The sequence below is a fragment of the Lactiplantibacillus xiangfangensis genome (assembly GCF_001438845.1).
In the GTDB taxonomy this organism is placed as follows: Bacteria; Bacillota; Bacilli; order Lactobacillales; family Lactobacillaceae; genus Lactiplantibacillus; species Lactiplantibacillus xiangfangensis.
This window is the reverse complement of sequence record NZ_JQCL01000011.1, coordinates 1-22,428: the sequence shown is the minus strand read 5'-3', so window position 1 is coordinate 22,428 and position 22,428 is coordinate 1. Positions and strand designations below refer to the sequence as shown.

Here is a 22,428-nt window from a genome sequence, read left to right as displayed (position 1 = left end):
TACAATAACTTTAACTTTTCAAGGGAAAAGCACACACACTAAATTAGGTTAGAAGGGTTGGGGTTTTATGAATTTAAAGACAGTTGCAAAAGTCTCCGCCGTTGCTGGCGCATCACTCCTATTCTTGGCAGCTTGTGGATCGAAGTCATCATCGACCAGCGCTAAGAATACGGCTAATTGGACAGAATCAGCCGAATTACCAACGATGGACATTTCGAAGTCAACCGACGTTGTTAGTTCAGATATGCTGAACAACACTAACGAAGGGTTATATCGGATTGGCAAGAACGGTTCGATTACACCCGGAATTGCTAAAGCCACTAAGGTTTCTAATGGTGGTAAGACATATACGTTCACTTTACGGAAGAACGCAAAGTGGAGTAACGGCGACAAAGTTACCGCCAAAGATTTCGTTTATGGTTGGCAACGGACCGTTAATCCAAAGACTGCGTCACAATACGCATACTTATATTCAGGGATTCAAAATGCTGATCAAATCGTCAATGGCAAGAAGCCAGTTTCCTCATTGGGGATTAAAGCTGACGGCGATTACAAGGTAGTTGTTACGTTGGACAAACCAATCGCTTACTTCAAGAAATTGATGGGCTTCATCAACTTCTACCCACAAAATGAAAGTGCGGTTAAGAAGTACGGTTCTAAATATGGGACGAACAGTTCATCAATGGTCTACAACGGCCCATACAAGATGACCAACTGGACTGGGACCAACTTATCTTGGAAGTTAAAGAAGAACAACGATTACTGGGATAAGAAAGCCGTTAAGATGGATACCATCAACTATCAAGTGGTCAAGGATCAATCAACGGGGCTGAACTTGTTTAACTCTAATAAAGTGGATTACACCACGTTATCTAGCGAACAAGTTAAGAACTACAAGACAAACAAGAACTACTTAGTTCGGAAGACGGCCGGCACGTTCTACCTCGAATTGAACCGTGCTGATAGTGATGCCAAGGTTGCTAAAGCGTTCAAGAACCAAAAGATTCGCGAAGCTTTATCACTAGCTATCAACCGGAAACAATACGTCAACACGACCTTAGGGGATGGCTCAACGGTTGCTAAGGGTTACGTTTCACAAGACTTAGCGAAGAACCCGAAGACGGGTAAAGACTTCACCGATGACGCTTACGTTGCTAGCGCAGTTAGCTACGACCAAGCTAAGGCCAAGACGTTATTCAAAGAAGGGATGAAAGAAATCGGCGAATCTAAGCTGAACATCAAACTCCTTTCTGATGATACGGATAAGGCCAAGAAGTCAACTGAATTTATTCAGGGTGCATGGCAGAAATTACCAGGATTGACGGTTTCAAACCAAAACGTGCCATTCAAGACCCGTTTGTCACGGTCACAAAACGGTAACTTCGACACCGTACTCTCTGCTTGGAACGCTGACTTTACTGACCCAATTTCCTTCTTATCACTCTTTACGTCTGATAACTCTTACAACAACGGGAAATACAAGAGTGCCGCTTACGATGCAGCTATCAAGAAGGCTGAAGGTAGCGACGCAACGAAGCCATCCGCACGTTGGGCTGACATGGTTGCCGCTGAGAAACAGTTGATGAATGATCAAGCTATCATTCCAGTTTATCAACAAGCGAATGCTACTTTAACCCGGACGAACGTCAAGGGAATCATCTACAACACGGCGGGTACGAACTACAACTTGAAGTACATGTCCGTCAAATAACAAGTCATAATGTGTGTGCTTTAACTGCACGAATGTGAAACGAAGGGGTAAGGATTGACACATTGTTAATCCTTACCATTTTGTTTTATAATCAAAGCTGTTACAAATTTTAAGGCTAATTTAATAGAATGCGAGGAATTCTAATGAGAAAATATCTCTTAAAGCGGATATTTTACTTGTTCCTGACATTATTCATTGTGGCAACCGTCACGTTCTTCTTGATGAAATTAATGCCCGGGACGCCGCTCCAGAATGAAGCCAAGCTGACCGCTACTGAAAAAGCAGCTATTTTAGCCCAATACGGGTTAGATAAGCCGGTCTGGTTACAATACTTCATCTACATTGGGGGAATCTTTAAAGGTAGTTTAGGGCTATCCTTCCAATTCTCTGATCAAGCCGTTAGTTACTTGATTGGTAGCCGGATGGGACCATCCATGCAATTAGGGGGACAAGCTCTGGTTGTTGGGATCATCCTCGGAATTATTTTGGGGGCAATTGGTGCGATTCGGAAAGATACTTGGGCCGACCGCTTAGCAACCATCCTATCGATTTTAGGAATTGCGGTACCAAGTTTTGTTTTGGCAATCCTATTGCAATATTACTTAGGTCTTAAGACCGGCTGGTTCCCAGTTGCTGGTTGGGAAGGGTTCGCTTACACGATCCTACCAACCTTAGCGTTGGCGGCGAGTCCGTTAGCTGAAACGGCCCGGTTTATTCGGACCGACATGGTCGACGTGCTTAGCTCGGACTACATTGAGTTAGCCAAGGCCAAGGGACTTTCTAAATTTGGCATCGTCTATCACCATGCTCTGCGGAACAGTTTAATTCCAATGGTTACGTTGATTGGCCCACTGGCGGCGGCCCTTATGACCGGGTCAATGGTTGTTGAAAACATCTTCTCCGTTCCTGGTATCGGGGAACAATTTGTTAAATCAATTTTGGTGAATGACTACCCAACCATCATGGGTGTGACGATCTTCTATTCAGCACTACTTTGCTTACTACTATTGTTAACCGACATCGTCTACGGAATTATCGATCCGCGGATTCGTTTAAGTGGAAATGGGGACTAGTTAATGGCAGATAATCTAAAAGATATCGAAATCAAACCCGGCGACTTCGAGCCGTTGGATAAAACAGCCGGTCCCGACAATGAACGCATTGCGGCACCGTCTCTGACTTTCGGTCAAGACGTTTGGCGTCGTTTAAAATCTAATAAAACCGCGTTTACCAGTTTTATCGTCTTGGTCTTAATGTTCTTGATTGCCTTTGGGGGTCAAGCCGTTTATCACCATGACCCGAATGCGCAAGAACCGAAGTATGCCAACTTACCACCTAAGATTCCGGGTGTTGGTCTTCACGGCCTGAACGGGCATTTGAATCAATCCGGTAAAGACGTGGATGTGTACGCAGCTGCTGGTGCCGGTAAGGACGTTCATTATATTTTAGGAACGGACTACCTTGGTCGGGATTTATTGGCCCGGATCATGTACGGGACGAGAATCTCACTAGAAATTGCGTTGATTGCCACCTTGATTGACTTGACCATTGGGGTCGGGTTTGGGATACTATCCGGTTGGAAAGGTGGGCGAGTCGATTTGTTCATGCAACGTGTGATCGAAATCCTCTCGTCCATCCCACAATTAGTTGTCATGGTCTTGATGGCGACAGCCTTTACTAAGACGGGGATGGCTTCGATCATTGCAGCCATTGCCATCACGGGTTGGACCACCATGGCCCGGTTGACGCGTGCCCAAACGTTACAATTGAAAAACCAAGACTTTATTTTAGCTGCCCGGACACTGGGCGAATCAGCACCAAAAATTGCGTGGAAACACTTGTTACCAAACTTATCGAGTGTCATCATTATTCAAACGATGTTCACGATTCCAAGTGCGATCTTCTTCGAAGCGTTCTTGAGTTATATCGGGATTGGGATCAGTTCACCACAAGCTTCATTAGGGACGTTGATCTCTGATGGGCAAAAGAACTTCCAATTCTTACCATATCAAATGTGGTATCCAGCCATCGTCTTGATTATCTTGATGCTCGCATTCAACTTACTCGGTGATGGGATGCGCGATGCGTTTGATCCGAAGTCGAAACGATAGGAGGGTGGAAAATAATGGAAAATCCAGAAAATGTGATTGAAGTACGGAACTTGGAAATTGATTTCCACACTTACGCGGGGGAAGTTAAAGCCATCCGTGACGTCAGTTTTGATTTACGTAAAGGTGAAACCTTAGCCATCGTTGGTGAATCGGGGTCCGGTAAATCCGTAACGACCCGGTCATTAATGGGGTTGCTAGCGCCAAACGCTGAAATTAAAAAAGGTTCCATTATGTTTCACGGTGAAGACATCATTAAAAAGTCTGAAAAGGACATGCAGCATATTCGGGGGAAAGATATCGCAATGATTTTCCAAGACCCGATGACGTCCTTGGACCCAACAATGCGGATTGGGATGCAAATCGCCGAACCGTTGATGAAACATAAGGGGTTAAAGAAAAAAGAAGCCGTTGCTCAGGCTTTGGAAATGTTAAAACTGGTTGGAATTACCGATCCGGAAGCCCGGATCAACGATTATCCTTATCAATTTTCAGGTGGGATGCGTCAACGGATCGTGATTGCGATCGCGCTGGTCTGCTACCCAGAAGTCTTGATTGCTGACGAACCAACCACTGCGTTGGACGTGACGATTCAAGCCCAAATTTTGGACCTCATGAAGGACTTGCAAAACCGAATCGATACCTCGATTATTTTTATCACCCATGACTTGGGCGTGGTTGCCGGAATGGCTGACCGGGTCGCAGTAATGTACGCTGGTAAAATCGTGGAATACGGGACGGTTGATGAAATCTTCTTCAACCCGCAACATCCCTATACTTGGGGACTGCTGAACTCAATGCCGACTTTGGATACGGCTAGTGGCTCATTGCGGGCGATTCCAGGGACACCACCCGATTTGCTTGATCCACCGACAGGGGACGCGTTCGCTGCCCGGAGTGATTATGCGATGAAGATTGATACCGAAAAGCAGCCACCGTTCTTTAAGGTGTCTGACACCCACTACGCGGCGACATGGTTATTACATCCAGACGCACCGAAAGTGACACCGCCTGCTGAAATTGTGCGGCGACAAAAGAAGTTCGCGGAGATGCAGAAACCAGAAGCACCATTTGCACACACCGCATCAAAGGAGTAAGAGCGTATGCCTGATGAACGTAAAAAAATTCTAGAAGTCCAACATTTAAAGCAATACTTTAATGTTGGTAAAAAAGATGAAGTCCGGGCCGTTGACGATGTCTCCTTTGATATTTATGAAGGTGAAACGTTTGGGCTAGTTGGTGAATCTGGTTCCGGTAAGACGACGACGGGCCGCTCAATTATCCATTTGTATGAACCAACCGACGGTACAATTATCTTTAACGGTAAGGACGTTTCCAAGTTGCATACCAAAAAGGAAATGCATGAATTTCGGCGTGAAATTCAAATGATTTTCCAAGATCCCTATGCATCATTAAACCCTCGGATGAAGGTCAAAGATATTGTGGCCGAAGGAATCGACATTCACGGTTTGGCTAAGGATGACGCTGATCGGACCAAGCAGGTCGAAGACTTACTTGAAACGGTTGGGTTGAACAAGGACCATTCCAGTCGTTACCCGCATGAATTCTCCGGTGGACAACGGCAACGGATCGGGATTGCCCGGGCATTGGCTGTGGAACCACGGTTTATCATTGCTGACGAACCCATCTCCGCGTTGGACGTTTCCATTCAAGCCCAAGTCGTTAACTTGATGAAGGAATTACAAGTTAAGCAGAACCTGACTTATTTATTCATCGCGCATGATTTGTCGATGGTTAAGTACATCAGTGATCGGATCGGGGTTATGCACTACGGGAAAATCTTGGAAATCGGCCCAGCGGATGAAGTTTACAACCACCCGTTACATGCTTACACTAAGAGCTTGATTTCGGCGGTTCCCGTTCCAGATCCAGAGTTTGAACGGAACCGGAAACAGGTTGCTTATGATGAATCACGGGAAAAGGACGATAAGAAGCGGCGCATGGTCGAGATTGCACCAGGCCACTTTGTTCGTGCTAGTGAAGATGAAGTTGCAATGTACACCCAGCGTGCGATTGATGCTGGATTGGTGACAGAATTTTCAGAATAACAAAATCAAATGAGAGTGCGGCAAAAGGCGGTCAGTTTGTGAGCATTAACGTAAAATCAGCGATTATTCCTGGGTTTGGAATGGTCGCTGATTTTGGGTTAAGCGGAACAAATCGCCTTTTGGCACACGTTTCGACCATAGTAATAAGGAAAGTCATTCAGAAATAGTTGTATTTCTGGATGGCTTTTTGATTTTTTTCGGAGCTAGGTAAAATTATTTAAACTAAATGCTGACTAGTGGTAAAAGTTAATTGTATAAATATTATTATTGTGTGATAATAAATTTATTAGCTGAATTTGTTAATTATGCTGATAAACTGGTAAAATGCTTTGTTTAAATAATTGATTTAGTTAGTCGTTAAATGGCCAACGGTAACACCATTTTTAACTGTGGACCGTATCCGTACTGTTTGCTGAGGACGACAAACGGACTGGAACGAATCATTTGCTAAAAACTCTTAATAATTTTGATAGAAAGGATGTATTCGTATGCAACAACCAATTAGCTACGTCTTAGACATTATGCATTTAGAACGGGATTTAAAGCGCTTGACCAGTAGATGGGCAACGACGACCGGGCTGAAGCTCAATGAACTACGAATCCTAGTTTACGTTCAGCAGCACCCGGGTGTCCAAATCGGAGAAGTTGCGACTGCTTTAACCGTAGCCAAAGCTTCTTTGGCCCAAAACATCGGTACCCTAATTGACAATGGCTGGTTAAGTAGCCAGCCACTTCAACATGATCGGCGACTACGGGTCTTAACGTTAACGCCGAAGGGTGACGAGTGGATGGAAAAGGTTGATAACCAATTAGAAGCATCACTTTCAACCAAGCCCGCACAAAATTTAGCGGATCGACTGAACACCCTGCAAGTTTAATTAGCAGTAGGGTAGGGACTCAAAAAAGACTTTATGTAACGGCCATCGTCGTTATGTAAAGTCTTTTTTACATTAGTTATTAGCTTTGGAATGATAATCATGAGCTAAGTCAAATCCGGTAGGAAACAAAAAATGGGTTGGGCTGGTGACTAGAATAGTGATGCCGGTGTACATCCTTTAAGGTTGGGTTTAAGGAATATGACACATGTTGCGTCGAATAAGTGCTGTTGCTTGATGTAATGCTAAGTTGCCACTATTTTTAATATGTGCAAGAGTTTCGGAACTTTTAAAGAACTTGTCTGCGATTTGATCTAGTGGAGGTGCTTTTTTGATTAAAGTGAATGCAAGAAAGAAATTCTATAATGAGGAGTACGAAAGTGAAGAATGGTATACCGGTGTGAGCAAACTGAAAAAAGTTCGAGTGAAAGACCGCGATGACTTGTATGTGATGCATTATTATTGGAAGGATGAGGACGGCGAATTATGGTCGGACTTTGATGATCCTACCGCTAATAACAGACTAGATTTTATTGCATACAGACAAGTTAAAGGTTACCTATCTCCAGAGCAAATAAAAGAGTTGATAGATTTATCGGGGCATACTTTACGTAGCTTTTCAGATTATACAAATCTTGGTCTTTCGACCTTATCACAGCTGACAAATAATCTACGGGTACAAACGCCCCAACAAGAAAATCTTTTGAAGATGTTGAGAGATTATTTCGACATTCATAAAAAGCTACCTGATTTGCATAAACCTGATGAAATGAAAAAATAGCGAGCAAAATCTCCTTAGAAACTGAATTGGTTTGGAGTACGGGATTGAATTACAGTAATGAGACAGATGATGGTTATAGTTTGTCTTTGAAGTCAAATTTGACGATGGCTTCTAACGAGTATCCAGGGTTCTTATTGCCTACAATTAATGTGAGTGAAGAATTGAAAAAACAGCAATAAATTTTGGGGGAATGTTCAATTAAAAGCGGAACAAATCGCCTTTTGTCACACTTTTCGACCATAACAATAGGAAAACCTGTTCAGAAATGTTTGATACTTCTGAACAGGTTTTGAATTTTGCCTCAGACTTCTTTTCAGAGTTTAGGACAAAACGACGACCACTAATCCTTCAATGATAGTTTATCATCGAAAGGTTAGTGGCCGTCGTTTTCATTTTCCGGGGTGTGCGACAGTACATGACTGTCTGGCACACGCTCATAAAATTTAGTCTTCTTTAGTTTCCGCTGCGAGGACAATCTTACCGTCTTCAACTTTGGCAACCATGTTTTTAGCGTCACTGTGGTCGAGGTAGAAGTCCGCAATCCGGTCCTCAATCTGCTCTTGAATGACCCGCCGTAACGGCCGAGCACCCATTTGTGGATTGTAGCCTAGATCGACAAGCTTTTCTTCGACTGGTTCGGTAACGTGAACGTGGAGGCCTTGGTTAGCCAACATCTTGTTAACGTCATCGATCATCAATGCCACGATCTTCATCAAGTTTTCCTTAGAAAGGGCGTTGAATTGGATAATGTCATCGAAACGGTTCAAGAATTCTGGCTTGAAGTAGTCGGTTAAGCGGCTAGTGATGTCGTGGGTCTTACCCGCGGCAGCCGCACCAAAACCGACGTTAGCTTCACCAGTATCGCCAGTACCCGCGTTAGAAGTCATGATGATGATGGTATCTTTGAAACTGACGGTCCGACCTTGTGAATCAGTCAAACGACCATCGTCCAAGATTTGCAGGAACATGTGCATGACGTCTGGGTGGGCTTTTTCGATTTCATCCAACAGCACTAGGCTGTATGGGTGACGCCGAACTTGTTCAGTCAACTGGCCAGCTTCTTCATAGCCAACGTAGCCAGGCGGTGAACCAATCAATTTAGCCACTGAATGTGGTTCCATGTATTCACTCATGTCAAAGCGAATCATCGCATCTTCCGAGCCAAAGAGTTCTTCGGCTAATTGCTTAGCCAATTCTGTCTTACCAACCCCGGTTGGACCGACAAACATGAACGAGCCGATTGGACGACCAGTACCGTTCAATCCAATCCGGTTACGCCGAATGGCACGAGCAACGGCTTCAACGGCCTTGTCCTGTCCAATGACGTGACTTTCAAGGTCGGGTGCTAAGGTCTTCATTTGAGCTTGTTCCTTAGCCTGTAAGTCGCCAACGGGGATGTTAGTCTTTTCTTCGACGATTTGTTCCATATCTTTGACCGTTACCGTTGCGGTGTCAGCTGATTGCGAATCGCCATCTTCATCGGGCTTAGCTTTTTCCAACTTAGCCACTTGGTCACGGTAGTAGGCAGCTTTTTCGTAGTCTTCCTTCTTCAAGGCGTCCTGCTTTTGCTGTTCAGCCGCGTCGATTTTTTCTTGAATCGTCTTAGGGTCGACCGTCTTTAAGGTCAAGTTCTTACGTGACCCAGCTTCATCGAGCAAGTCGATGGCTTTGTCTGGTAAGAACCGATCTTGAATGTAGCGGTTCGACAATTTAACGGCCGCTACGATCGCATCAGCCGTGTAGCTAACGTGATGGTAGTCTTCGTATTTCTTTTGAATCCCTTGTAAAATCTTAACGGATTCCTCAACGCTAGGCTCATTGACCGTAACCGGTTGGAACCGGCGGGCAAGGGCAGCGTCTTTTTCAATGTCGCGATATTCATTTAAAGTAGTTGCACCAACTAATTGGAAATCGCCCCGGGCTAACGCTGGTTTTAAGACATTACCAGCGTCCATCCCGCCTTCAGCATTGCCGGCACCCATGATTTCATGGATTTCGTCAATGAAGAGGACGATGTTCGGGTTCGATTGAACTTCCTTCATTAATTGTTGCATCCGCTGTTCGAATTGACCACGGATCCCAGTTCCTTGGACTAGGGAAGCGACGTCTAAACGAATGATTTCTTTATTTAACAGTTTTTGCGGAACTTGACCAGAAACAATCTTCTGCGCTAAGCCTTCCACGACCGCCGTTTTACCAACCCCAGCTTCACCAATCAAAACCGGATTATTCTTAGTCCGCCGGTTTAAAATTTCGATGACGCGGTTGATTTCGTTATCCCGACCAATGACCGGGTCAATCTTGCCTTGCTTGGCTTGAGCCGTCAAGTTATAGCCGTATTGACCGAGGAGGCCGCCGCCGTTGTTATTACCACGGCGATTGCCGCCATTAGGACCAGCTGGTTGGGTCGGTGGGGTCTGTTGCTGCTGCCGGTAGGCTTCGTCAGGATTGACGCCGCCACCTTGCATTGCACGGAAGATATCGTCAAGTCCACCAAAACCAAATGGATCTTGTGCCATATCAGTACCTCCAACTCCGTTATTTGGTTGCTGTTCCTGATTCTTTAGCAGTTGATAGCAATTTTGACAAAGGTTGATTTGTCGCCGCTGACCGTTGACGTTCGTATAAAGATGAATCGTCGCTTCGTTCTTATGGCAATTGTCACAAAGCATTATGCTGTCACACACCTTTCGCATCAGAAATATAACTAAATCGATTAAGATTATAGTTAAAGGTTCAAAGATTGTTTGACCTTTGTTGACCTTTGACTATTAGTATAGCGATTTTACTGACCGTTGCAAGTTAAAAGTCTCAGCTTCAAAACAGGACGCTGGCATCGCAATGTAAGCAGAATCATGCCGTCTTAATCTGGTTCAATTATTTCCGAAATCTTGATGACTGCAACGGATATCTTGTCTCACTAGGGGATTCGTTGTATATTAAAAACCTAGTCAGAAAAGACATTCTTGCGTTATCTGACTATATTATAGTACAAAGTGTTATTTTTGCATGTCAAAGGACTGACCAGTCTTGATGTTAAGCAAGGGGACACGGGTCACAATGCGGCATGGGTTAGCTCAACTAGGCGGTTAACTTAGGAAAATAGCTGGTAACTGAGGGAGATGAATTTTTTGGCCACGGATTACACGCAGTTGATGGAAGATTTACGGACCGGGCAGCGCGAGTCGTTTAGCGTTGAGCCCGAAAACTTCATGGTATTTCATGATGCCTATATGAATTATGAATACCGTAAACGGATTATCGGCATGGCAGGCCTAGACGGACAAGTTATTTACCATTTTGAGAGTGATGACAAGCCATCTAAATAATAGGATTAGCTTGAATGAAAGGGCTTGTATTTTATTTGGATAATTGCTATCATCATTAGTAAGGGCTCTTGAGTACACGTGTTGGCGGCAACTCGAATTGACTCGGGCCAATTTTAAACTCTACATCTTTGAAGGAGATCGAATAGTTATGGAAAAGAAAGAATTTCACGTAATCGCAGACACAGGTATCCACGCACGTCCCGCAACCTTATTGGTACAATCAGCAAGTAAGTTCAATTCAGAAATTACGTTGCAGTACCAAGACAAGTCAGTTAACTTAAAGTCCATCATGGGCGTTATGTCACTTGGTGTTGGTAAAGACGCCGACGTGACTATTTCTGCTGAAGGTGCCGACGAAGCCGACGCTATTGCAGCATTAGCTGAAACTATGAAGAAAGAAGGCTTATCTGAATAATGGCTGAAAAGGTACTAAAAGGAATTGCTGCCAGTGATGGTATTGCAATTGCTAAGGCCTATATGCTAGTTGATCCAGATTTGTCATTCGAAAAGACAACGGTTGCTAATACTGAAGCCGAAGTCAAACGGTTACATGACGCTTTTGATGCTTCCAAGGCCGAATTAAAAGTCATCAAAGACAAAGCGGTAGAAAACTTGGGCGAAGAAGAAGCGGAAGTTTTTGAAGCTCATATCACGATTTTATCTGACCCTGAAATGTTGGGACAAATTGAAGGTAAGATCAAGGATGATAAAGTCAATGCCGAAGAAGCGTTGAAGGAAGTTACTGATACTTTCATTTCAATGTTCGAAGCAATGACGGATAATGCATATATGCAGGAACGTGCTGGCGACATTCGCGACGTGACTAAGCGGGTCTTGAGTCACTTGTTAGGGGTAACCTTACCAAGTCCAGCCTTGATCAACTCAGAAGTGATCGTGGTTGCCCACGACTTAACCCCTAGTGATACGGCTCAACTTGATCGTAAGTACGTCAAAGGGTTTATTACTGACATTGGTGGTCGGACTAGTCACTCTGCCATCATGTCACGGACCCTTGAAATTCCAGCGGTCGTTGGTTCTGAAACGGCTACCACTGATATCAAGGCTGGCGATACGCTGGTCTTAGATGGTATCAATGGTTCTGCTTTATTGAAGCCAACCGATGCTGAAATCAAAGACTACCAACAACAAGCTAAAGATTTCGTTGCCCAAAAAGCTGAATGGGCGAAGTTAAAGAACGAAGCAACCGTTTCTAAAGACGGCAAGCACTTCGAATTAGCTTCAAACATTGGGACACCTGACGATATGGACGGTGTCTTGGATGCGGGCTCTGAAGCCATTGGTTTGTTCCGGTCAGAATTCTTGTACATGAACAGTGCAGAATTACCTGATGAAGATACCCAATTCGAAGCCTACAAGAAGGTTGTCGAAGGGATGAAGGGTAAACCAGTGATTGTTCGGACCATGGATATCGGTGGGGACAAGCATTTGCCATACTTGCCACTTCCTGATGAAATGAACCCATTCTTGGGTTACCGGGCTATCCGGATTTCACTTGATCGTGACGACATTTTCCGGACCCAATTACGGGCCTTGTTACGTGCGTCACATTACGGTCAATTGCGGATTATGTTCCCAATGATCGCAACCTTGGACGAATTCCGTAAAGCTAAGAGTATTTTTGAAGAAGAAAAAGCGAAGTTGGTTAAGGCCGGGACACCGGTCGCTGATGATATCAAACTTGGTATCATGATTGAAATTCCAGCCGCTGCCATTTTGGCTGACCAATTTGCTAAGGAAGTTGACTTCTTTAGTATTGGGACCAACGACTTGATTCAATACTCATTCGCTGCGGACCGTGGTAACGAACACGTTTCGTACTTGTATCAACCATACAACCCATCGTTGTTACGTTTGATCAAGCACGTCATTGACGCTGCCCACGCTAACGGCCGCTTCACTGGTATGTGTGGTGAAGTTGCCGGGGACCAAATTGCGGTACCATTATTAATGGGCTTAGGTTTGGATGAATTCTCAATGAGTTCAACTTCCGTTCTTAAGACGCGTTCCTTGATGAAGAAGATTGATACTAAGGAAATGGCTAAGTTAGCTGACAAAGCCATTAACGAATGTGTCACTAACGAAGAAGTTAAGGAATTAGTTGAAAAGAACGTCTTCAACAAATAATTAACGTTAATTAAAGGGCTCAATGGTGTGTAATCACCGTTGAGCCCTTTTTGACTATTCTAAGAAATATCATAGGACTGTTACGAACCCTTAATTTATATTAAGATTATTTGCAACTCTGATATCGAACCAATATAATTGTTATAATTAAGCATTGAAGCGCAATCGTCATGGCTCAAGCAGATTGATTTGCTTGAAGCAACGTTGGTTTGATGGATGAATTCTAAAATCAACGGTAATTAAGGGGAGAATCTACGTGAACATCGGGATATTTACAGATACATACTATCCACAGGTGAGTGGGGTCGCAACGTCGATCAAGGTATTACGTAATCAACTCGAGCGGGCTGGTCATCAAGTTTACATCTTTACGACCACGGACCCCCATGTTGATAAGAATATTTATGAACGTAATATTTTTCGATTTACTAGCATTCCATTCGTTTCGTTTACGGACCGCCGAATCGCCGTACGCGGACTTTTCAAAGCTTATCAGGTCGCCAAAGACCTGGGCTTAGACATTGTCCATACCCAGACTGAGTTTTCGATGGGCATGATTGGAAAATTTGTGGCTAAGCAACTCAAAATTCCATGTGTGCATACGTACCACACCATGTATGAAGACTATTTGCACTACATTGCAAACGGTAAGTTATTGAAACCGTACCACGTTAAGGAAGCAACCCGGGCCTATTGTTACCATTTGAATGGCATCGTGGCACCGAGCCACCGGGTTTCTAAGACCCTGAAAGGTTACGGCGTGAAGGCGCCGATTCGAATTATTCCTACTGGAATCGATATTAATCAGTATGAGCAAGCTCCGACAGCGGATTACCGCAAGAAGTTAGGGTACGCGCCTGATACGCCAGTCTTACTCTCATTGAGTCGCTTGGCGTATGAGAAAAATATTCATGAAGTTATCGCGGCATTACCAGCCATCATTGAACAGGTCCCAACGACGCAACTACTAATCGTTGGGGATGGCCCAGCCAGAGAAACACTAGAAAATCAAGTGAAGGATGCCAATTTAAGTGAGCACGTTCAGTTTACTGGGGAAATTGATAACGATGAAGTTTACAATTTATACCAGATGGCTGACCTGTTTGTTTCCGCATCGCACTCAGAGTCACAAGGGTTAACGTACATTGAAGCAATGGCAGCGGGGCTCAAAACCGTCGTCGCGTCCGGACCTTATACGGATCAGTTATTAGACGACCCGTCGTTAGGGACGACGTTTACCGATGAGGCGCACTTGATCAAGGACGTCGTGCGGTATTTGCAGCATCCACACACCTTTGATGACCCGAAACCGCGGCAAAAGAAATTGTATCAGATTTCAGCCGAGTATTTTGGTAAACAAGTCATCAATTACTATCAGGATGTTCAACTGGCTTATTCTGAAACTTCTGATAAGTCGGCTAACATCAGCAATTAAGGGGACAAATTATGCTAAACATTACCATGTTTTCGAAAGCTGACTCAGTCAAGGGTCAGGGGGTCGGCAGCGCGTATCAGGAGTTGATGCGGTTGCTACAGACACACTGGCATGACGAATTTAACATTAAAGTTAACCGGTACGGTCGTTCTGTGATTTCACACTACCACACGGTCAATCCAATGTTTTACCTCTCCACGTTCATGCCGAACCGCGGTCGAAAGATTGGTTATGTGCATTTTCTGCCAGAGACGCTGGAAGGTAGCTTGAAGTTACCGCGACCGTTTCAAGCGATTTTTAATCGTTACCTGATCTCCTTTTATAAGCGGATGGACCACATCGTTGTCGTCAATCCGACTTTTATTCCAAAACTCGAAGCTTACCATATCAAACGGGCGGACGTGACCTATATCCCGAATTTTGTTAGTAAGCGTGAGTTTTACGAAATGACTAAAGCCAAGCAGTTGAAGTTACGGCAGCAATATGGTTATGACCAAGATAAGTTCATGATTCTTGGGACGGGCCAGATTCAGGACCGTAAAGGGGTACCGGACTTTATTAAGCTAGCCAAACGGAACCCGGATATTCAATTTGTATGGGCCGGGGGCTTTTCGTTCGGTCGGATTACGGACGGGTACCAAGAATTGAAGCAGGTCGTGGATAATCCACCGGCGAACTTGTCGTTTCCGGGGATCGTTGACCGTGAAAAATTGGTTGACTACTATAATATGGCGGATTTGTTTTTGTTGCCATCGTATAACGAGCTGTTTCCAATGTCAGTCCTGGAAGCGTTTAGTTGTGGCACCCCCGTGTTGCTACGGGATTTAGATCTGTACCGGGCCATTATTGATGGGTATTATCAGTCAGCTACCGACGTTGACGATATGCAGAAACAAATCGACCAGCTACGGGATAACCCAGCCGGCATGAAATTTTTACATGACAAGGCCGTTTTAGCGTCTCAAGATTACTCGGAGGATCGCCTAGCCCAAATCTGGCATGACTTTTATCTGCAACAAGCAAAAGAGGGGTAGCCATGACAAGAAAAAATATCTGGTCCCTGCTGGCGATGGTTGCGCTGGGTGTTGGGATCTCCTGGTACTCACTGCGTAACGTGAAGTTAAGCCATTTGATGAATGATATTGTCACGCTAAATTGGTGGTGGCTGTTAGTCGCCTTGGGCTGCATTGGCCTGTACTTCGGCTTAGAAGCCGTTGTATTGCAAAAATTTGTTCGACACCGTTATCGCAACTATTCATTTCGCAGTGCGTTACGCGTTCCGTTAGCGGAGCAGTTGTTTAACGGCATCACACCATTTTCATCCGGTGGGCAGCCCGCACAGATCTTTGTGATGGCGCAATCGGGTATCGACGCTGGCCGGGCGAGCTCGGTCGCTTTGATGAAGTTTGTCGTCTTTCAGGCGATGGTTGTGCTTAATTTCCTGTTTGCGATGCTCATTGGGTTTCATTATTTGGCTGAAAAATTAAGTTACTTATCATTGTACGTGTTACTCGGTTTCTTGATTCACTTTGCCGTGATTGTCGGGTTACTACTGGTAATGTACTGGTATAACTTTACGAAGCGTGCGGTCAGAATCGTATTGATCCCCGTGGGATGGTTCATGAAGGCGGACCGGTTTGCAAAGTTTCAGGACAACATTAATGAAAAAATCGATTCGTTCTATGAAGAAAGTTTGCGCATGACGAAGGATTGGCGGATGTTAATAGAGGTGAGTGTGCTTACTTTCTTCCAGCTGCTATTCTATTATTTGATTCCGTACTTTATCATGCGCGCAATGGGGTACCATGGGATTAACGTCATCATGGTCACGAGTTTGAACGTCTTGATTTTCTTAGTGACGTCGTTGTTTCCAATTCCAGGTGGCGCTGGTGGTGCGGAATTTGGTTTTACCGAGCTATTTGCAAAGTTTATTCCGAGTCACAGTAAGTTGATTTTGGCCATGTTGATCTGGCGAATCTTGACGTACTACTTGGGATTGTTCTTAGGGATGTTCGCCATGGCGATGCGCCCGGAGAAGGCCGAGGAAATACCGATGGATCAAGAGGTTACTAATAAAAATTAAAAATAGTGGGACAGTAGTGCTCAGCGGATAGCGCTGCCTACTGTCCCACGTGTATTTTTTGGGAAAATTTAGGATAGGAAGGTTTTATGTTGAAGATAAGCAAACGACATCTAGTTTGGGGCTTGATGGTTCTGTGTGCGATCGTAGGCGGCTGGCAGATGTCCAGCCAAACAGCCCAAGCAGCTAGTAATAAAGCGGATAAGGTCAAGGCGGCCTATATTATTGATGCGAAGTCCGGTCAGGCCGTGTACGCACAAAATGCGGACGAAAAGTTGCCAATTGCGTCATTGAGTAAGTTAATGACCCTTTATTTGGTTGAACAGGCTTTGAAAAAGGGACAAATCAAATGGGATGACCAGGTGCCAATCCAAAAAGAAGTTCGCAAGATGGCCACCAGCGCCACGCTATCGGTTATGCCGATGCCGGCCAAGGAACACTTTACGGTCAAAGAATTGTTTGAGGCGACCCTAGTTGGTTCATCAAATAGTGGGGCGATTGCACTGGGCGAGTACGTTGCGGGCAGTAACGCTAAGTTCATTGCGATGATGAACGCGCAGTCCAAACGCTGGAACATCGCGGCTAATTTTGTGAGCGCGTCGGGACTAGATAATACTGATTTAACGACTTATCACTTGAATTTAAAGGGAACGGATGAACAGGCGCAAAATATGGTTTCAGCACGTGCGATTACCACGATTGCCCGGCACTTGATCAATGAGTTCCCGGATGTGATTACCACGGCGGATCAAAGTAAGGTCAAGATTCATAAATACACCGTCCCAACGTCCGTTCAAATTATTAAGGGCCAGAAGTTCTACGATCCGCGGGTGCCCGCTGATGGACTAAAAACGGGTTATACGAACCAGGCGGGGGCTTGCTTAGTAGCAACCTTTAAGCAAAATGGACGCCGGATGATTGCGACGACCTTAGGAGCCGCTTGGAAATTTACGGCTAATAATAACTTACGGTTGATGTTAAAGGACAGCGAACGGTACCAAAATGTGGCGCCTAAGACGATTAAGTACCAAATTCCTGGGACGAAAACAACTGTTCGTCTCGTGGCTAAGGGGACTAATCGGCTATGGGAGAACACGGAACACCCGTATACGGTGCGTCGTGAAGCCACGTGGCCGCTACACCGTACACAGCCGAACTACCTAGGTGCAAAGACGACGGTGCTGAAGCTACATTTAACCGACCCACAGTCCGGAGAAACTCATACCGTGGCCTATCAGACACCGGCAGCGAAAACGTTGCTAGGACCGTTACAATGGGCGACGAGTGCACAGCCAACAAACCAGTTACGTTTGAATACGGCTTTTGCCATCGCGGAATAGGTAAGCCTGTGCCGAAAGGCGGTTGGTTTGTGAGCATTAACGTAGAATCAGCGGAGCAAAATGTCTTTTGGCACACGTTTCGGCCATAATAATAGAAAAAAGTCGTCCAGAAATTTTTTAATATTTCTGAACGACTTTTTTAGTTTGAACACAAATTTGTGTTAGTTATCAGTTAAGCTTTTTTGTTAGCTGGGTTTTGGATATAAGCAGTTAAGCGATCCATTGCTTTTTGTAATTTTTCCATGCTAGCCGCGTAGCTTAAGCGAACGTAGCCTTCGCCTTGTTCACCGAAACCAGTCCCTGGGATGATGGCAAGTTGGTTTTTACGGGCGAGGTCTTTACAAAAGGCCATAGAGTTTTGCTCGTAGCCAGCGGGAATCTTGGCGAAGATGTAAAAGGCACCGGTTGGGCGGGCAATCTTGAAGCCTAGGCCTTCCATTGTCTTGTAGACGAAGTCACGCCGTTGTTGGTATTGTTCGCGCATTGGAATCGCGTCGTCCATACCGTTGGTGAGGGCTTCAATCCCGGCTTTTTGCGCAATGGTCGTCGCGGCCGTGACGTAATACTGGTGGACCTTCTTCATTTGAGCCGTCATTTCCTTAGAAGCAAATAGGAAACCAATCCGCCAGCCAGTCATAGCGTGGGACTTGGATAAGCCGTTGATCAGAATAACTTGATCAGGAATGAAGCGGGCGATGGAAACGTGAGTGCTACCGTAAGTAAGTTCACTGTACACTTCGTCAGAAACGACCCATAGGTTATGGCGTTTGAAACAGTCGGCCAAGGCCTTGATTTCATCTTCCACGTAAGTTACGCCGGTTGGGTTATTCGGGTAGTTCATGATAATGCCCTTGAAGTTAGCTTCGGGATGGGCGGCAATGAAGTCGTCAACCATCTTAGGTGTAATCACGAAGTCGTTAACGCCAGTATCCATGAAGAGTGGGGTGGCCCGGGCTTCTTGGATAATTGGGATGTAGGCTGGGAAGATTGGTGAAGGCACGATAATGGCGTCGCCAGGATTACAGATAGTCGTTAGTGCGGTGGCAATGGCTTCCGTTGCACCGACCGTCACGAGTACTTGGTCTTCAGCGTCGTAGTGCAAGCCGTACTTCTTAGCTTGGAAGTTAGCAGCTGCCTTCCGCAAGTCTAGCAGACCGGCCATACCGGTGTAATGGGACCAGTTGTCATCGATTGCTTTTTTAGCGGCTTCCTTGACGTGTTCTGGGGTGTTGAAATCGGGTTCGCCCAGGGTTAATTTAACCATGTCAGGGATGGCACTGACTTCTTCGTCGAACTGACGAATCGTTGAAACTTGGATCTGACTAATCGTATCGTTTAAATCATCACGGAATAGAGACATAGCAGACGCTCCTTTTAATTTATAAGTTGTTCTAATTTTAGCACAACTTCTCACCGGCTCGGGAGTTAGTTGGGGTATAATTGTAATTGTAAAAAATTTGCTATGAAAAAGGGCTTTCTGCTTAAAAAGCGTGTTATTACTCGGTTTTTTTGCTAGAATAAAAACAAAACGTAAGGAGCGAGATTAGTATAATGGAAAAATCTGAACTATCAGCAATTCTCAAACGATTAGAAGCCATGCGTGCGGCTGAAACCACCGAAGTACAGTCACGGCGGTTTGAAAAGGAAGGCGTAGAACGCGGGCAAGTAGCTTATGATCCCGCAACTTCGACCTATACGTTACAAGAATTCAAGCCAGACCAAACTTTTGAATTTGATAACATCGACCTAGTTGCCATTGAATTATATGATTTATTAACAGACAACTAGGCTTTCCCCCAATTTAGATAGCGTTTCGATAATCCATATTATGTCCGTGTTGAATGTTGAAGAATTTTTGAAGAAACCTTCAAGATATTGCTAACCACTAGCCAACCGGTATAATATGGATTTGTTAATAGTAATGACGGAGGAAGAATTACCATGCCCAAATTTTTGAAAAACACGGTTGGGAAGGTCAATACAACGCTTGGCTTTTTCACTCTGACCGTGGTCTTATTTTGGCTAAAGACGTATATCGCGTATAAGACCGAATTTACCTTGGGGGTCAAAGGGGCCACTCAAGAGTTCATTTTGCTCTTGAATCCATTTCCAACGGCCATTGTGCTCCTAGGGATTGCGTTATACTTCCGCGGTCGTTTGAAGTATTGGTTGATAATGATTATCGACGCTTTACAAACGACCTGGTTATTTGCCAATATTTTATATTATCGTGAGTTTTCAGACTTTATGTCCGCCGGGGTGATTAAGAGTTCCGGTGCGGCAAGTAATAACTTAGGAACTAGTTTGGGTCAGATTATCCACGCCAGTGACTTTCTGGTCTACGCAGATGTCGTCTTACTGATTTTACTGTTAGTCTTTAAGGTTATTCGCATCGATCCGCGGCCATTTAAGCTACGGTACGCGGCAACACTGACCATGATTGGGGTCGCGTTGTTCGCAGTGGATTTAGGGATGTCCGAACACGACCGCTCAGATTTATTGACGCGGACGTTCGATAACAACTATATCGTTAAGTATTTGGGATTAAATACTTATGCTGGCTATAGTTTTTACCAGACGGAAAAGGAGAGTGCGACCCGGGCACAGGCAAGCAGTAGCGACATGAAGAGTGTGCTCGCCTACCTGAAGAAGAACCAGGCCGGAGATAACGTGAAGTACTTTGGCAAGGCCAAAGGAAAGAATGTCTTCGTGATTCACTTGGAAAGCTTCCAGCAATTCTTAATTGATTATAAGGTTGACGGTAAGGAAGTTACGCCAACGTTAAACAAGTTCTACCATGATAAGAGCACACTTAGTTTTGATAACTTTTATCACCAAGTTGCCCAAGGGAAGACGTCGGATGCCGAAATGATGATGGAGAACTCATTGTTTGGGTTACCAACCGGGTCAGCGATGACGCAGTATGGGACTTCCAACACCTTCCAGGCAGCGCCAGCAATTTTGTCACAAAAGGGCTATACGACGGCAGCGTTCCATGGGGATGTTGCAAGTTTCTGGAATCGGGATAACGCTTATAAGTCTTGGGGCTATAATTACTTCTTCTATTCTGCTTACTATAAAGAGAAGGCTAACTACACGGTTGGCTATGGCTTGAAGGATAAGATTTTCTTCAAAGACTCAGTTAAGTATCTCGAACAGTTACCACAGCCGTTTTACGCAAAGCTGATCACGTTGACCAACCATTATCCATATACGTTGGATAAGCAGAACCAGACGATTGATAAAACGACGACTGGTGATTCGACCGTGGATGGTTACGTTCAAACAGCGCACTATCTGGATCAGTCCTTTGCGGAATTTATCAGTTACCTGAAAAAGGCCGGCCTATATAAGAACAGTATGATTGTCTTATATGGGGACCATTACGGGATTTCAAATAACCACCGGGCTGCAATTGCGCAGTTACTTGGGAAGAAGTCGGTCACGAGTTTTGACTTGGCTCAATTCCAGAAGGTACCATTCATGATTCATTCCGAAGGTATCGAGGGTGGTGTTAACCACACGTATGGTGGTGAAATCGATGCCTTGCCAACAATTTTCGACCTACTAGGGATCAAGAATAAGGGGTACATCCAATTTGGGACGGACCTGTTGTCTAAGCAGCATAATCAAACGGTCGCCTTTAGAAATGGTGATTTCGTCTCGCCAACCTACACGAAGGTCGGTGGTACGGTTTATGATACGAAGACGGGTAAGAAACTGGATGATATGACGACCAAGCAGAAGGACGCCGTTAAACAGATGCAAAATCATGTGACGACGGAACTCTCTTTGTCTGATCGAGTTATTCAGGGTGACTTACTGCGGTTCTATACACCGAAGGGCTTTAAGAAGGTCAATAAGGCCGACTACAGCTATAAGGTCAATAAGACGCTTGAGTCATTAAAGGATGTTCAGAAGCAGAAGAAGACCAGCCTTCTTGAAAAGCGGAAGGGTAAGTCCTCTGAGAGCCTCTATAAGACCGATGCACCAGAACTATCGGATTCTAGCTCAAGTGATAGTTCCAGCGACAGTTCGAGTTCTAAATAGTTATAAGATGGGAAAGGACGATTGTGACGTTGGTCACGGTCGTCCTTTTTGTCTGGGGTGATATCGTTATAGGGTGGGGGATGATTGCGGCTGATCAGGTCGTAAAAAGAGTGGCGGTTGGGCTGCATGGAAAAAATCAGTACTTCTTGAAATTTTTGCTTGTAATTAAAGTTGAAACCCCGTAAAATATAGTCTGTTGCGGTAATCCCGAGCAAAGATATCTTTTTGAAATTAATTGAGAAAAAATGCTTGACCCGGGTCGTGATTATTGATATTATATTTCTTGTCGTTAAGAACGACATGCAACAATACTCATTATTATGAATATATTGAGCGATGTGAACCATTACATTGAATGTTTATTCAAAATAATTTATAAAAAGTTGTTGACATGTTCTTCTGATGATGATAAACTTTAATAGTTGTGTTGAGGTAATCAACTTAACGATTTAGACCTTTGAAAACTGAACAAAGTTTCGACAAATCAAATGTGTAGGGTCTCTTG

At 44.6% G+C, this 22,428-nt stretch carries 18 protein-coding genes; 16 read left to right on the top strand and 2 right to left on the bottom strand.

Going from position 1 to position 22,428, the window contains the following annotated elements:
• Positions 1-67: 67 nt before the first annotated feature.
• The 7 genes from IV64_RS00960 to IV64_RS00930 all read left to right on the top strand — a co-directional run bounded on the left by IV64_RS00960 (position 68) and on the right by IV64_RS00930 (position 7,544).
• Positions 68-1,711 (top strand): peptide ABC transporter substrate-binding protein, encoded by a 1,644-nt coding sequence (locus IV64_RS00960; RefSeq protein ID WP_057705292.1) that lies wholly within the window; start codon positions 68-70, stop codon positions 1,709-1,711.
• Positions 1,712-1,854: 143 nt separating this feature from the next.
• Entirely contained in the window at positions 1,855-2,784 is a 930-nt protein-coding gene (gene opp3b / locus IV64_RS00955; protein ID WP_057705291.1) for an oligopeptide ABC transporter permease, read from the top strand.
• A 3-nt stretch (positions 2,785-2,787) separates the two neighbouring features.
• Complete coding sequence (locus IV64_RS00950) at positions 2,788-3,822, top strand: ABC transporter permease (RefSeq protein WP_057705290.1); 1,035 nt, start codon at positions 2,788-2,790, stop codon at positions 3,820-3,822.
• 14 nt (positions 3,823-3,836) lie between these two features.
• Entirely contained in the window at positions 3,837-4,916 is a 1,080-nt protein-coding gene (locus IV64_RS00945) for an ABC transporter ATP-binding protein (protein WP_057705289.1), read from the top strand.
• 6 nt (positions 4,917-4,922) lie between these two features.
• Entirely contained in the window at positions 4,923-5,888 is a 966-nt protein-coding gene (locus IV64_RS00940) for an ABC transporter ATP-binding protein (protein WP_057705288.1), read from the top strand.
• Positions 5,889-6,376: 488 nt separating this feature from the next.
• On the top strand, positions 6,377-6,766 hold the full coding sequence (locus IV64_RS00935; protein WP_057705287.1) for a MarR family winged helix-turn-helix transcriptional regulator: 390 nt from the start codon (positions 6,377-6,379) through the stop codon (positions 6,764-6,766).
• A gap of 328 nt (positions 6,767-7,094) precedes the next feature.
• Positions 7,095-7,544 carry a hypothetical protein gene (locus IV64_RS00930; protein ID WP_057705286.1) on the top strand — a complete coding sequence of 150 codons (450 nt, stop codon included), beginning with the start codon at positions 7,095-7,097 and terminating at the stop codon, positions 7,542-7,544.
• Positions 7,545-7,987: 443 nt separating this feature from the next.
• Here IV64_RS00930 and IV64_RS00925 read toward each other — a convergent pair whose 3' ends face one another.
• Positions 7,988-10,216, bottom strand: coding sequence for an ATP-dependent Clp protease ATP-binding subunit (locus IV64_RS00925; RefSeq protein WP_057705285.1), 2,229 nt, complete (start codon positions 10,214-10,216; stop codon positions 7,988-7,990).
• Positions 10,217-10,675: 459 nt separating this feature from the next.
• Here IV64_RS00925 and IV64_RS00920 point away from each other — a divergent pair, with 459 nt between their 5' ends.
• From IV64_RS00920 to IV64_RS00890, 7 genes are all read left to right on the top strand, one after another.
• A complete protein-coding gene (locus IV64_RS00920) occupies positions 10,676-10,873 on the top strand; it encodes a hypothetical protein (protein WP_057705284.1) in 198 nt (65 codons plus the stop codon).
• A gap of 148 nt (positions 10,874-11,021) precedes the next feature.
• Positions 11,022-11,288 carry a phosphocarrier protein HPr gene (locus IV64_RS00915; protein WP_057705283.1) on the top strand — a complete coding sequence of 89 codons (267 nt, stop codon included), beginning with the start codon at positions 11,022-11,024 and terminating at the stop codon, positions 11,286-11,288.
• Positions 11,288-13,018: a phosphoenolpyruvate--protein phosphotransferase gene (gene ptsP / locus IV64_RS00910; RefSeq protein ID WP_057705282.1), complete on the top strand. Its 1,731-nt coding sequence runs from the start codon at positions 11,288-11,290 to the stop codon at positions 13,016-13,018. Before IV64_RS00915 ends, ptsP begins: the two co-directional genes overlap by 1 nt.
• A gap of 256 nt (positions 13,019-13,274) precedes the next feature.
• Positions 13,275-14,453, top strand: a complete 1,179-nt coding sequence (locus IV64_RS00905) for a glycosyltransferase family 4 protein (RefSeq protein ID WP_057705281.1) — start codon at positions 13,275-13,277, stop codon at positions 14,451-14,453.
• An 11-nt stretch (positions 14,454-14,464) separates the two neighbouring features.
• Positions 14,465-15,487 carry a glycosyltransferase family 4 protein gene (locus IV64_RS00900; RefSeq protein ID WP_057705280.1) on the top strand — a complete coding sequence of 341 codons (1,023 nt, stop codon included), beginning with the start codon at positions 14,465-14,467 and terminating at the stop codon, positions 15,485-15,487.
• 2 nt (positions 15,488-15,489) lie between these two features.
• Positions 15,490-16,536 (top strand): lysylphosphatidylglycerol synthase transmembrane domain-containing protein, encoded by a 1,047-nt coding sequence (locus IV64_RS00895; RefSeq protein ID WP_057705279.1) that lies wholly within the window; start codon positions 15,490-15,492, stop codon positions 16,534-16,536.
• A gap of 158 nt (positions 16,537-16,694) precedes the next feature.
• Positions 16,695-17,873, top strand: a complete 1,179-nt coding sequence (locus IV64_RS00890; protein WP_237757287.1) for a D-alanyl-D-alanine carboxypeptidase family protein — start codon at positions 16,695-16,697, stop codon at positions 17,871-17,873.
• A 172-nt stretch (positions 17,874-18,045) separates the two neighbouring features.
• On the opposite strand, the gene IV64_RS00885 is transcribed toward IV64_RS00890, so the two are convergent.
• Positions 18,046-19,233, bottom strand: a complete 1,188-nt coding sequence (locus tag IV64_RS00885) for a pyridoxal phosphate-dependent aminotransferase (RefSeq protein ID WP_057705277.1) — start codon at positions 19,231-19,233, stop codon at positions 18,046-18,048.
• A 191-nt stretch (positions 19,234-19,424) separates the two neighbouring features.
• Between IV64_RS00885 and IV64_RS00880 the strand changes: the two genes are divergently transcribed.
• Both IV64_RS00880 and IV64_RS00875 read left to right on the top strand, forming a co-directional pair.
• Positions 19,425-19,661: a YkuJ family protein gene (locus IV64_RS00880; protein WP_057705276.1), complete on the top strand. Its 237-nt coding sequence runs from the start codon at positions 19,425-19,427 to the stop codon at positions 19,659-19,661.
• Between the two features lie 153 nt (positions 19,662-19,814).
• Complete coding sequence (locus IV64_RS00875) at positions 19,815-21,923, top strand: LTA synthase family protein (protein ID WP_057705275.1); 2,109 nt, start codon at positions 19,815-19,817, stop codon at positions 21,921-21,923.
• Positions 21,924-22,428 lie beyond the last annotated feature (505 nt).

Bases quoted from the DNA above. Each gene is read 5' to 3' on its own strand.
- IV64_RS00960 (WP_057705292.1), top strand. From the start codon at position 68: ATGAATTTAAAGACAGTTGCAAAAGTCTCCGCCGTTGCTGGCGCATCA.
- opp3b (WP_057705291.1), top strand. From the start codon at position 1,855: ATGAGAAAATATCTCTTAAAGCGGATATTTTACTTGTTCCTGACATTA.
- IV64_RS00950 (WP_057705290.1), top strand. From the start codon at position 2,788: ATGGCAGATAATCTAAAAGATATCGAAATCAAACCCGGCGACTTCGAG.
- IV64_RS00945 (WP_057705289.1), top strand. From the start codon at position 3,837: ATGGAAAATCCAGAAAATGTGATTGAAGTACGGAACTTGGAAATTGAT.
- IV64_RS00940 (WP_057705288.1), top strand. From the start codon at position 4,923: ATGCCTGATGAACGTAAAAAAATTCTAGAAGTCCAACATTTAAAGCAA.
- IV64_RS00935 (WP_057705287.1), top strand. From the start codon at position 6,377: ATGCAACAACCAATTAGCTACGTCTTAGACATTATGCATTTAGAACGG.
- IV64_RS00925 (WP_057705285.1), bottom strand. From the start codon at position 10,216: ATGCTTTGTGACAATTGCCATAAGAACGAAGCGACGATTCATCTTTAT.
- IV64_RS00915 (WP_057705283.1), top strand. From the start codon at position 11,022: ATGGAAAAGAAAGAATTTCACGTAATCGCAGACACAGGTATCCACGCA.
- ptsP (WP_057705282.1), top strand. From the start codon at position 11,288: ATGGCTGAAAAGGTACTAAAAGGAATTGCTGCCAGTGATGGTATTGCA.
- IV64_RS00900 (WP_057705280.1), top strand. From the start codon at position 14,465: ATGCTAAACATTACCATGTTTTCGAAAGCTGACTCAGTCAAGGGTCAG.
- IV64_RS00895 (WP_057705279.1), top strand. From the start codon at position 15,490: ATGACAAGAAAAAATATCTGGTCCCTGCTGGCGATGGTTGCGCTGGGT.
- IV64_RS00890 (WP_237757287.1), top strand. From the start codon at position 16,695: ATGTCCAGCCAAACAGCCCAAGCAGCTAGTAATAAAGCGGATAAGGTC.
- IV64_RS00885 (WP_057705277.1), bottom strand. From the start codon at position 19,233: ATGTCTCTATTCCGTGATGATTTAAACGATACGATTAGTCAGATCCAA.
- IV64_RS00880 (WP_057705276.1), top strand. From the start codon at position 19,425: ATGGAAAAATCTGAACTATCAGCAATTCTCAAACGATTAGAAGCCATG.
- IV64_RS00875 (WP_057705275.1), top strand. From the start codon at position 19,815: ATGCCCAAATTTTTGAAAAACACGGTTGGGAAGGTCAATACAACGCTT.